At 44.8% G+C, this 12,540-nt stretch carries 9 protein-coding genes; all 9 read right to left on the reverse strand.

The window, feature by feature from the left end:
* Position 1 precedes the first annotated feature (1 nt).
* Complete coding sequence (locus V7M78_RS17295) at positions 2–1,504, reverse strand: response regulator (RefSeq protein ID WP_333651617.1); 1,503 nt, start codon at positions 1,502–1,504, stop codon at positions 2–4.
* Positions 1,470–3,284: a sensor histidine kinase gene (locus tag V7M78_RS17300; RefSeq protein ID WP_333651618.1), complete on the reverse strand. Its 1,815-nt coding sequence runs from the start codon at positions 3,282–3,284 to the stop codon at positions 1,470–1,472. Before V7M78_RS17300 ends, V7M78_RS17295 begins: the two co-directional genes overlap by 35 nt.
* A gap of 28 nt (positions 3,285–3,312) precedes the next feature.
* Complete coding sequence (locus V7M78_RS17305) at positions 3,313–4,140, reverse strand: carbohydrate ABC transporter permease (protein ID WP_333651619.1); 828 nt, start codon at positions 4,138–4,140, stop codon at positions 3,313–3,315.
* A 16-nt stretch (positions 4,141–4,156) separates the two neighbouring features.
* On the reverse strand, positions 4,157–5,077 hold the full coding sequence (locus tag V7M78_RS17310; RefSeq protein ID WP_333651620.1) for a carbohydrate ABC transporter permease: 921 nt from the start codon (positions 5,075–5,077) through the stop codon (positions 4,157–4,159).
* Between the two features lie 74 nt (positions 5,078–5,151).
* Positions 5,152–6,489, reverse strand: a complete 1,338-nt coding sequence (locus V7M78_RS17315) for an ABC transporter substrate-binding protein (protein WP_333651621.1) — start codon at positions 6,487–6,489, stop codon at positions 5,152–5,154.
* A 197-nt stretch (positions 6,490–6,686) separates the two neighbouring features.
* A complete protein-coding gene (locus tag V7M78_RS17320; RefSeq protein WP_333651622.1) occupies positions 6,687–9,098 on the reverse strand; it encodes a glycoside hydrolase family 31 protein in 2,412 nt (803 codons plus the stop codon).
* 184 nt (positions 9,099–9,282) lie between these two features.
* Complete coding sequence (locus V7M78_RS17325) at positions 9,283–10,353, reverse strand: tartrate dehydrogenase (protein ID WP_333651623.1); 1,071 nt, start codon at positions 10,351–10,353, stop codon at positions 9,283–9,285.
* 105 nt (positions 10,354–10,458) lie between these two features.
* Complete coding sequence (locus V7M78_RS17330; RefSeq protein WP_333651624.1) at positions 10,459–11,331, reverse strand: LysR family transcriptional regulator; 873 nt, start codon at positions 11,329–11,331, stop codon at positions 10,459–10,461.
* 191 nt (positions 11,332–11,522) lie between these two features.
* Complete coding sequence (locus V7M78_RS17335) at positions 11,523–12,404, reverse strand: EcsC family protein (RefSeq protein ID WP_333651625.1); 882 nt, start codon at positions 12,402–12,404, stop codon at positions 11,523–11,525.
* Positions 12,405–12,540: the final 136 nt, after the last annotated feature.

Genomic DNA, 12,540 nt, shown 5'->3' on the forward strand with positions numbered 1-12,540 from the left:
TTCAGTTTCCTTTCCTGTATTGCTCCGGGGTAACGCCTTCTATTTTCTTAAAAAGCTTGGAAAAATAGGTGCTGTTTTCAAAGCCCAGAATATCTGACACCTGATATACCAGTTTTCCCTCCTTCAGCATCTTCTTGGCTTCCTCTACCTTTCTCCGGTTCACATAGGGGATAAAATTTTCTCCCATGTTCTTTTTAAAATAAGAGCTGAGATAAGGCTCTGACACCCCGATTCTGCGGGCCGCCTCTCCAAGCTGTAAAACCGAGGTCAGATTGGTGTCAATGTAATTCAGCACCTGTTCAATCAGTTCGGATTCAGACCGCTTCTGCCTGCTGAAAAAAGCATTGACATACTCCTGCACAAACTGGTAAAACCACTCCTTCATGTCCTTAAAGTTCGTAATATGGACAATACTCTGGTAATGCTTATAGCTGCCGAAAACAAGGACCTCCTCCATGGTTCCGCCCAAATGGGAGGCCCGGTCTGAAAAGCGGCTCAGCAGTTCAATCATCAGCTTTTTGACCAGATTGACAGATAAAAAAGCACACCCTGCAATTTCCTCAAAAAGGCGGTCTAAAATAAGGAACATGTCTTTCTGGGAGGTAGTCGCCAAAGCCCGGTCAATTTCCTTATAATATTGGTTCACATCAAAGGGATAAGAGGTCACGACCTCAACCGGCTTCTCCAAGGGCACAATCCCCTCACCGCCGCCGTAGAAGGCGATCACCTCAATGGAATTAAGCAGTTTTAAAAAATACATTTCAGGAATGTCCGCTGTATCATAGGCAGTAATACTTACATAAAATTCAGCATCAATAAAGTGACGGATCTGCTTTCTCAATGCCTCCAGCTCGCCAACCCTTACCTCAGCTTTACTGAAAAGCAGCATTTTGCCCTCATATATTTTTGTAACAATCTCTTTTCCCATTCCATGATAGAACTGGCCGCATATAGTCTCAATGATCTTTAAGTCCACCATCTCATCCGTATGCTTCCATAGCATGCAAAAACAAAGGCAGTACCCCTTTTCAAATCCCTCAGGAGCCTCCTGAATGCTCTTTCTCATATCCCTTCGGGTCTGGGCTGCAGATTTGGTTTCTCCTTCTAAAAAACGCATGCCGGGAGTCCCCACAATGTTTGCCAGGGTGTTGGTCAGTTCTTCCTTTGTCAGTCCAAACTTTCTCACATAGTCAACCGCACCTAATTTCATAGCCATCTTTACAGTATCAAAGTCGTCATAACAGCTGATAATAACCGCCTTTGTGGGAATATGCTCTTCTTTGATGATCTTTAACAGCTCAAGCCCTGAAATAATAGGGATATTAATATCCAAAAGAAGCAAGTCCGGCTGGTACTGCCGGACCCGCTCCAAAGCTTCTTCCCCGTCCTTTGCATCCTCCAAAAGAATAAATCCCATCTTTTCCCAGTCTATGAGAGAGCGAAGCCCGGCCCTTGCCAGCAGCTCATCTTCAACGATCATAGTCCGAATCTTCAAATTGTCCATCTGCACCTCCCCTTGTAAGCTTAGGAATTTTCAGGGTAATCCGAAATCCAATTTCAACGGAGGGATCAATCTCCAGTCCATACTCTCTGCCAAACAGCGCCTGTACCCGCTGATGGATATTCGACAAGCCGATTCCGGTGATCTTGTACTTGCTTGTGGCCTGGTCTGCCAAAAGCAGCATGTCAGAATCCTGCTTTTCCATCCCCTTTCCATTGTCCACCAGAGTCAGCTCTATGTGGCCATCCACCTCCTCAATCCGCAGGACAATCAGTCCGTCTTCCATGTGGGTCATCCCATGGAGGAAGGAGTTCTCCACCAAAGGCTGGAGACAAAAACGGGGGATCAGACACTCTTCCATTCCCTCCTGGATGGTGTAGAAAAAGCTGACTTGATCGCTGAAACGCACCTTCATGATCTTTACATAAGCATTGAGAACCACCATAGAGTGGGCAATGGTTCCCAGCTCGCTTCCATGGTCATAGGTTTCATACAACAGAACGCTTAAATCTGACAGCATCCCTGATACCTCGGTATCCTGGTTTAAGGCTGCCTTCCACTGGATTACATTTAAGGTATTAAAGAGAAAATGAGGATTAATCTGAGCCTGCAGGGATTCATAATAAGCCTTTTCCTTCTGCTCCGTCTCCAGCCTCACATCCTCAATCAGCTTATGGATTCTCTCCCTGGCCCTGTTAAAGCTCTTTTCCAGCTCCACTGTCTCCCGAAAGCCTCCCCGTCCCTCAATCACACCGGAATCGCTCTGCTCAATGGTCTGCATGTGGCTGACCAGGTTGTTGATGGGGGCCGTCATATAAGTGGAAACCTTCAATATAGAGGCAGTGATGGCAATGGTAATGACAATCATGAAGACCATCATAATATGTGTAATCTTCGTTACCCTGTCAAAGATCAAGCCGTAATCCCCTATGTACAAAAGAATAGCATCGTTTGATGCCAGCCTGGTCGCCATATAAAAAGTACTTCGTCCATCCCGGTTTACCACCAGTTCATCTGTACGAAGTTCCTTCAATCCCATATTCCTTACAATGCTTCCCGCAAGTTCAGCGTGATGCTCATCCCTCACCTCTGAAAGCACTCTTCCATCCCCCGAAAGCATAACCATAGTCCCCTGGCGGAACACCGGCTCGCTGATATCATCCCAGAACACGCTTTGGGGAATCCTGACAAACCAAAACCCCAGGTTCTGATCCTTATACTTTTTCACAATCCTTCCAAAAGCAAAGGCACTTCTCTCCCCCATCATCTGATTCATAAAACCGTTGATTTCCAAATCCCAGTAAGGAAACTGACCCTTTTGGCTGATTCCGGCATACCAATCCGATTTTTTATACTCTGTCCTCACCTCCTGGGTTCCATTGGAGGTGATAAGCACCCCATCTCTGGTGAGAATGCCGACCTGTCCTAAAAATCCCGCCAGCACGCTGACCTGGGTCTTTTCCAGAATCCTGGCAAGCTGGGTCTGGGCCCTGTCCCTTTCATAGGCCCCTCCTGCCTCATAAATGGTGCGCAGCAGGGAAATGTTCTTATCGTCGGTAATAAATGCACTGCTGGAATAATTTGCAATCTCAATGATGTTATCAATTTTATCCGCCTTCTGGCGGAACATCATCTGATACGTTTCCCGGATATTGGAGGACATGTTTTTCTGGAGCATGACAGAAAGGATAATCAGAGCGGCAAACAGAGGCATGAGCACATAGAGCACAATCAGCATAATCATATTTGTTTTAATGCTTAACCTGGACACTCTGTTTTTCATTCTGATATCCCTCTCCTGTCCTTTTATCTCAGCCTTTTACCGCACCGGCTGACAGCCCGCCCACCAGATTTTCCTGCACCATGACAAAGAAAATCATAACCGGAATCAGGCTCAGCACTACCGATGCCATCAAAGGCCCCCATTCCGTAGAATACTCTCCTACATAATCCCGGATTCCCACCTGTATGGTCTTTTTCAAAGTGGTATTAATAAACGTATTGGCATACATAAACTCATCCCATGACATCAGGAAGCAGTAAAGGCTGGTGGCTGAAATCCCCGGCTTTGCTATGGGAAAAATCACCCTTATAAAGGACTGAAACCGGCTGCATCCGTCAATGAGGGCAGACTCCTCAATCTCCCATGGAATCTGGGTAAAAAATGTGCACATATTCCAGACTGCAAAGGGAAGGGCAAAGGAACAATTTATAATAATCAGGCCCAGATGAGAGTCGATCAGCCCTATTTTTTTCATGATAACATAGTAAGGAATTGAAAGCAACACGCCGGGAAACATTTTCGTAAACAGGATTCCAAGCTTCATCTGAAGGGAACCGAATATCCGGTACCGGCAAAATCCATAGGCAGCACTGACAGCCGTCAGCATGCAGACTGATGTTACAATAAGAGAAATATAGGTGCTGTTTAAAAAATACCGGATAAAATTGGAGCGGAAAAGCACCTGCTTGAAATTATCCATGGTGATGTAGTCAGGAATAATCTGGCTGGCATCATAAATCTGCTCCGAGGATTTTAACGAGGTAAAAATGACCCAAAGGAAAGGCGATGCCGCTGCCGCCACAATGATGACTGCCAGTGTATATAATATTGCAATATCAAGTTTTGTCCTTTTCATAACTGCACTTCCTTTCCTATGGGCCGTCTTTGTCTGCGCCGATCATTTTCACGTAAATCACCGTTAAAACTGCGATAACCAGGAAAATAATAACCGATACTGCGGCGGCATAGCCGAATTTGTGGTCAACAAATGCCTGGCGGTATGCGTATGTATACATGATTTCCGTACTGTTTAAGGGGCCGCCCTTAGTCAGCAGCCAGATGGCATTAAAATTGTTAAAAATAGAAATGGCATTTAAAATGACCGCCACTGCCATAGGCTCCTTAATGTTAGGCATGGTGATATACAAAAACCGCTTCACTTTTCCCGCCCCGTCTATGCTGGCGCTTTCATACATGTCATGGGAAACTCCCTGGAGAGCCGCCAGTATAAAAATCATAAGAAAAGGCGTACTCTTCCAAATATTTGCCACAATGACCGCCGGCATGGCTGTACTGATATTTCCCAGCCAGGAAACAGGAGCTTCAATCACTCCCAACTCCAGTAAAATCACGTTGAAAATGCCGATTTTCGTATCGTACAAGGCGCTGAAGGTGAGGGCACTGATTGCTGCCGGAATGGCCCATGGAAGCAGGGCAACGGTCCGGAATAAGCCCCTTCCCCTCAGCCTCTCATTTAATACCAGTGCCACCACCAGAGCAAGACCCACCTGAGCCGCCAGGTTTACAAGAGTCCACACCACGGAGTTTGAAACTGACTGTATGTATTTGGGATTTGCAAAGATGACTGCGTAGTTTTTAAGCCCTGCAAAGGTTCCAAAGTTGGGGGCATTGGAACGGGTCATGTCATAGTTTAAAAAGCTGATGGCAATTCCCTGCAAAAGAGGATAAATACTAAGGGCCAGTATGGCCAGCAATGCAGGTGCAATCAGCAGGTACCCGTTTAAATTGTGCCTGAAGGTGTATTCTTTCGGTAGATTTTTTTTATTCCCCATTATCCGGCCCTCTCTTTCAAAAAGGCTGCCTCCAGCCTGTAACCTGCTTAAGGCAGCCTCTGTAACGTTCTGGATCAGTTATAGTTTTCTGTAATAAATGCATTTAACTCTTCCTCCAGTTCAGCCAGAGCCTGATCCGGAGTCATCATGTCAAAGAATACCTTTTTAAATGCATCCACCATTTTTTCATCTACAGATGCAGCGTTGACAACTCTGGGCCTTGGAATTGTATAGGAGGATTCATCAATAAATACCTGATAGTCCGGGTTGATTTCCAGAATAGGATCATAGTCCACATCGGCTCTTCCCGGTATTCTTCCCTGCTCAGTCAGTACAAAATCAGACTCCTTGCCTGTTAAATATTCCACAAAGGCCCAGGATAAATCCTCTGACTTGGTGTTGGCATTGATTGCCAGGTTATAGCCGCCCAGGCAAACCGCCTGTTCCTTTCCTGACGGCATGGGCACCAGACCGAATTCCAAATCAGGATTTCCATTTACAATGTTTTTATAAGCCCAGTCTCCGCAGATGAAGAACAGACAATTCCCCTGAATAAAGGGCGTATAAGCCTTGTCCCAGCTTGTGGCCTCCTTCATACTCTCAGGAAATGCCTTGTACTTGGTGTGGAAGCCTGCATAATAGTTAAAGGCTTCTTTTCCGCTTTCATTGTTTACGGTTACCACAGGTTTTTCTCCTGTTGTATCAATGACCGGATTTCCGTTCTGGAAGAAGAAGTTGAACATGGCATAGCCATCCAGTCTGGTTGCCAGACCTTCATACCCTTTTTCCGTCGCCTTTTTAATGCACTCTTCCAGTTCCTCCCAGGTAGCAGGAGGATTTTCCACTCCGATGTCGGCAAGAATGGTCTTATTATAGTAAAGACCCGTGTTGTTAAAGTACCATGGCACTGAATAATAGCTTCCCTGATATACACCAGAGTCCAGAGGACCCTGTAAATAATCATTTTGGCTGGCTGAAATCTTGTCATCGAGAGGAAGAATCAGCCCCATAGCCGCCATATCAATAGGCCAGCCTGCGTTGTCAAGTGCGACTACGTCAGGGCCTGCTCCTGCCAGAGCTGATGTAGAGAATTTGGAAACCAGCTCATTTCCCGGAAGCCCTTCTATCACCACCTTTGTGCCAGGGTGAATCTTCATAAATTCCTCTGCTGCACGGACCACAGCAGGGCTGTCCGAATTGGTAAATGAATTGTTAAGAAGAACTGTAATTTCCCCTGACAATTCCTTCTCCTCTGTCTTTGCTGCTTCTGTACCCGCAGTTCCTGCCTCTGTTTTGGCCGCCTCTGTCCCTGCCTGGGACTGGTTTGATGCAGAATTCTGGGTTCCTCCGCATCCGGCCACTGTTCCTGCCAGAAGCACTGCTGCCAAAGTCACTGCTAACGTTTTTTTCATAGAAATACCTCCGTTTTCCTTCTTTATGTACCTGCCTCCATTATATTGTCTTTTACTCTTCTATGAAATAATCTAAATTTCCTGATTTCATCATATTTTTCAGTAATTTTTTATGGTTCCTTCTGATCCCAGTCAGTCATGCTGCACTTTTTTACTATACATTTTTATCATGGCGTCTATTGGGACTGAATCAATTATCAGCAGACCAGGATTTCCAGCAGTGCCTGCTCAATGGCCTTTCCAGGATTGATAGCTATTATAGAGGAAATGATGGATGCCGGATTTTCTCCTGTCAGGAAGCACTGGTACAGATCCTTCTTTAAGTTAATGCCAATCTGCATGGAATCCAAAAGGTCAAATGCCCGTTCTCTCAAATCTCCATTTCCATATACCAGTTGTTCTCCTCTTATTTCCGCTCTGATCTTCCGCTCTGCCGGCATGTAGGGGAATTCCAGAATCAGGCTTCTGGTTTCCCGGTCATAATGGCTTTCAAACTCCAGGTTGGCCTCTGCCTTTAATCCCTCCTCAAATCCTCTGAAAATCACCTTCCACCTTCTTTTTTCCGGCAGAATGGACATATCCCCTTCTGCCTTTAAGGTGAAGCAGGCATGATTCGGGCTCCAGTCAAGGTTCATCTTTGTAACCGCATATTTGCCGTTCTTAAACTCCTGTCCTTCTCCCTCATCCTCAAACAGTTCAAAGCTTCCATGATCCCCGGGGAAAATCACCACTTCCATATCAGCAGCGTTGTCCAGACCGTTTTCTCCCTCTCCATAGACTGCCATAGGAAGGATTCCTCCCGCCCGTCCAAGGACCGGCTCCTGGGAAATGGTCCGGTTTAACACGGCCCGTTTGCCGGAAGTTCCTCCGTGATAAACAAATCCGGTATATAAGTCTGTCCAGAGTCCCGGCGGAATCCATGCTTCCACCGCGGCACGCTCTGTTTCCTCGTGGGCCCTTTCCGTGACAGGGCATACCATCAGCTCGCTTCCAAAGAAATACTGATTTGTATACACATAGGTTTCCTCTGCTTCCGGGTAGTAATAATATGCAGGAATAATGACGGGAACCAGCTCCGTATGGCATCTGTAATTTAAGGTATACAGGTAAGGAACCAGCTTATGGCGCAGCTTTAAAGCGCTGACAAGCTCATCTCCATACTGCTTTGGATATCGCCAGGGCTCCTTGCCGCAGAAGGGATTGCTGTTGCTGTGAAGGCGGTTAATGGGGGAAAATACGCCAAACTGTACCCAGCGGACCATCAGCTCATGATCCTTATACCCTCCCATATGGCCTCCAATATCATGGCTCCACCAGGTATAGCCCACATTGGAAGCCGTTGCTGTGAAATAAGGCTGGAATTTCAAGGAGTCCCATGTGATGACAGCGTCACCTGAAAAGCCTATGGGATATCTGTGGCTGCCCAGTCCTCCGTAACGGGACAGAATAACTCCCCGTTTTCCGTCTCTCTGCAAGTCCAGCAGATGGTAGTGGTTCAGCATCCAGAGAGGGTCCAGCCCCTCCACTCCGCTGTTCTTTCCCTGCTGCCAGTCAATCCACCAGAAGTCCACTCCGATTTTCTCATTGGGATGGTGCAGGTATTTAAAATAAGCTTCCAGAAATTCAATGCTGGTCACATCAAAGTGAACGGGGTCCTTATTTTCCATATTGACGCCCAATTCCTTTGCCATTTCCTCATAAGCGTCTTCAAAAGGCATTACCCCGTCTGCCGGGTGAAGATTCAGGGTGATTTGATAGCCTCTGTCATGAAGCCAGGTCATGAACCGCTCCGGATCCGGGAAGAAATCCTTATTCCAGGTATATCCGGTCCAGCCCCTTCCATACTCCTTGGGAACATCTACAATGTGCCAGTCCATGTCCATAACCACCACGGAGAAGGGCACTCCCATTTCCTCAAACCGCTGAAGCAGCTCCATGTAGCTTTGCTCCGTATATTTGTAGTAACGGCTCCACCAGTTCCCTAAAACGTATTTGGGAAGCATGGGGACAGGGCCTGACAACTGGTAAAAGTCGCGGATGGCCTTAAAATAATTTCTTCCGTAGCCAAAATAATAGTAATCCACTGCGCTCTTTTTCCTTGGAGATACCCAGCCGTTTTCATCAATCAGAAGGGATTCACTGTCATTGAAAAAGGTTCTTCCGCTGGTATCTAAAAGACCGAATTCCAGCTCCGTAGGACCGTCGATCCGGTCCAGGGTCCTGGCTGTTCCCTTTAAATTGTGCTCTCTTGGAGGATTTCCGTATTCCGTAGTCCCAAACTGCCATCTTCCGCCGTAATTGGTATAGGCACATTTGACATCAATATAAAGGTTGTTGGGCGTAAATTCCTTTTTGTTGTAAACCAGATGGAAGGCACTGGTGGAAATCTCCAGACGTCCCTCAGTATCGGTTACCGTAAACTCCGGCTTGTCAAAGTTTCGGTTTAATACGATCTGGGTGGGAGAATCTTCAAATATCCCGTCTTTATCGTATTCCATGCGTATCATTTCAGGCGTCAGCACTGTGAACCGGTAACAGTCCCCCTGAACAACAGAATCCGGATTGCAGCGTCCATCCAGCTTCTGCCGAAAGTGTTTGCTTAATTCCATCACAACATCTCCTCCTCTTTCCGTTTTACTTGTCAGTAGTTGTATCAAATGGTATCATTGTTCCCCTGCAAACTCCATGTCCATTTTTATTGATTGTCTGCACATTTTTAAAGGGCATTGTAAAATAGATGAAAAAATGGCAAGTTCCGAAGAACCTGCCATTTATAGATGCGCTGACCTTCCATCAGCTATATTGTTTTTGCAAATAATCCACGATTGCATCCCCTGTTTCCGATGTCGCAGCGCTTCCCCCTAAGTCAGGGGTTAATGACTTCTTTTCAATCAACAAGGCACCGATGGCTTCAATAAGCCGACCCGCCCATTCCGTATAGCCAAAAAAGTCCAACATTTGACTTGCCGACCAAATTGCAGCCAATGGATTGGCACATTGTTTCCCGGCAATATCCGGAGCCGATCCATGAATGGGCTCAAACATGGAAGGATATTTTCTCTCAGGATTTAGATTTGCACCCGCTGCCAATCCCATACCGCCTGCAATAGCCGCACCCAGATCTGTCAAAATATCTCCAAACAAATTACTGGTAACAACAATTTCAAACTGTTCCGGTTTCGTTACCATCAGCATGCTGGCTGCATCCACCAGATAACTGTAGGTTTTTACATCCGGATACTCTCCACTCACTTCTTTAAATATCTGGTCCCAGAATACCATGGAATAGTTAAGAGCATTCCCTTTGCTTATACTGGTAAGTGACTTTTTCTCAGTACGGGCTAATTCAAAAGCGTATCGAATGATTCGTTCACATCCAATCCGTGAAAACACCCCATCTTGAATGACGACTTCATTTGGCTTACCCTTGTATAACCAGCTTCCGCTTCCTGAATACTCTCCCTCGCTGTTTTCTCTTACAAAGATCATATTAATATCTTCAGGCTTTTTGTCTTTTAACGGACAAGGTGCTCCTGTCAGGAGTTTAACCGGCCTGATATTGACATACTGGTCAAAACTCTTTCTGATAATAAGAAGCAACCCCCAAAGAGAAATATGGTCCGGAACTCCAGGATAACCGACTGCGCCCAAGTAAATGGCATCAAATTTACTCAATGTTTCAATACCATCGTCATCCATCATTTTTCCATTCTTCAAGTAAAATTCGCATCCCCAGGGAAAGTCAGTAAATTCAAATTGTATACTCTTGTCCAGCTTTTCAATACATTGGAGAACCTTCACCCCTTCAGAAATCACCTCAGGGCCTATTCCGTCTCCTGGAATTACTGCGATCTTATGTGCCATGTAAAAACCCCCTTAACTTTATTTTATATCTACATATTACTTCAAGTATGGAAATTTGAAAAATATCAAAATCGTTCCTTGTCATAACTTTTTCTTATCTCTGATTTAAAAATCTCCTGCTTTTATAAATTGAATAAAATCAATCATAGCTGTAAACATTTGATGATTTTTCTTGTAAACCAAGCCCACTTGTATTGAAATAGGAGGATCAAAAGGAATTCCCCTGACCCCTGAACTATTATTTACAACCTCATCAAAGAGAAAACCGCATGCAATATCCTTGCGGATAAATTGTATAATTGTTTCTAATTGTGTTGATGTATGGATAATATTCGGTTCGGCCCCTCTTTCTTTAAATAAGTTGTTTACTAATGTTGTATGGTAAAAGCCTGAGTGAAATAATATCAGCGGCTGCGCCAGACAGTCATCAATGGAAACTTTCTTTTTATCAGCCAGTGCATGGCTGTTTGAAACACAAAATACGGTTTCCGTATTGCTGAAATTAATTATATTATAATCTGATACCGGTATTTCATTGGTTGGTAAAATTACAAGATCCAAATAATCCCTGTCCAGCAATTTCAGTAAGTCCCGGCTGCCGTGTTCTTTTGTATCAATATGTATTTCCGGATATAACAGCTTAAATGCTTTGTATATATTGGGAAACAGACAGGTTCCGATCATGGGAGGTACCCCTAACCGAATTAATTTCCGCTTCTGTCCCCGGTCATTCATAATTTCAGTTACTTGATCGGCATGTTTTAATAATTCAGTTACCTGGGACAGGAAAAACTCTCCCTCTTCTGTCAGCTGAAATCCCCGGTTAAGCCGCTGTAAAAGGGTCACCCCAAACTCTTTCTCCAAATCACGGATAGCATTTGTTATTGCCGGCTGTGAAACATATAATGCTCTGGAAGCTTCCGTAATATTATTGTATTGACAAGCTGCATAGAAATATCTTAATTGTAATAGTTTCATCTCGTTCGGCTCCTCCATAATGCTTTCTTAATACGCCCGTAACATTAAAATCATAAAATATGACAAAAGTCCGCCTTTTTCTCATAGGCGAACTTTTACATCGGTTCCGGTAATCAATTTATCATAAGGGATATGTGACTTTCAGGTGTTAAAAAGCCGTCAGCCTCTTAGATAATGCTTTTTGCAGCAGTTCATTTCGCAGCCGGCATTTTATTATTTTTCAATTCTGACATAAGATATCGCTTCTGATATTTAATCTGCACATATTGCAGCACTTTGCGGTAATAAACAGGGTTCCCCGCACCTCCCAGGACTCCGATAACAGGCAGCCCCTGAACGAATTTCAGCAGCAGCATATCCAGTGCAAAGGTCTGGGCGGTCCGTTTGGTCTGGTCTGAAATGGCCGCTTCCATGTCCTTTGAATCTGGGTCCTCCTCATTCATATCTTCCGCATTCAAAACTTCCTTCCTGTCTTTCAGGCCTTCCTTCAAAAAACGGTCCACTTCTTCATTATTCTGATTCCAGTCTTCCCCCTTGGAAAGCGCCGTCTCCATCATTTTTAAAATCAACAGCTTTTCCTCAGGCTTCTCATAATCATATCCATAATGGAGGGCAGTTTCATAAATTCCCTTCAAAAGAAATCCTGTAAAAACCACAATATCAGGAAGACCGATTCCAAGGGCGCCAAGGCCAATGCCTTCCACAGTTGTAATTGCCATATTCCGCATATCCGGAGACTTTGCGGCCTTGCGAAGCTGTTTCAGTTCCTTGCCCGTTCCCTTGATCTGAACGGCATAATTCTGAACAGCATAGTCCTTTAAAATAGCATCCTTATTATAACTCTTTTCAATCACTGCATTTCCCTTTTCAAATATAATGGAAAATGCCTTACAGAACGCCTTTTCCAGACTCCCGTAAATCTTGGGGGGAATCTTTTTCTCCAATCCTTCCTTCCAGCCGGGAGCAGCAATTCTTCCAGCCGCCTTACGAAGCTTTTCTTCCTGTTTATATATATAGTGCAGTTCCTTCTCCCAAGCGGCTTTGCGCTTGTCTGTTTTTTGCTTTTTTAACATATAAATCCCTCCGCTGATGCAGCAAATCTACGCTGTGATAACCGTTTCTTACATTTAATATACCATAAAATAAGGTTATTATAAATATGGTATTTCCATACATTGTACTGGCCTCTTTATGTCAGTATTTTTCTAA

Source organism: Lacrimispora sp. (assembly GCF_036758025.1).
GTDB lineage: Bacteria > Bacillota > Clostridia > Lachnospirales > Lachnospiraceae > Lacrimispora.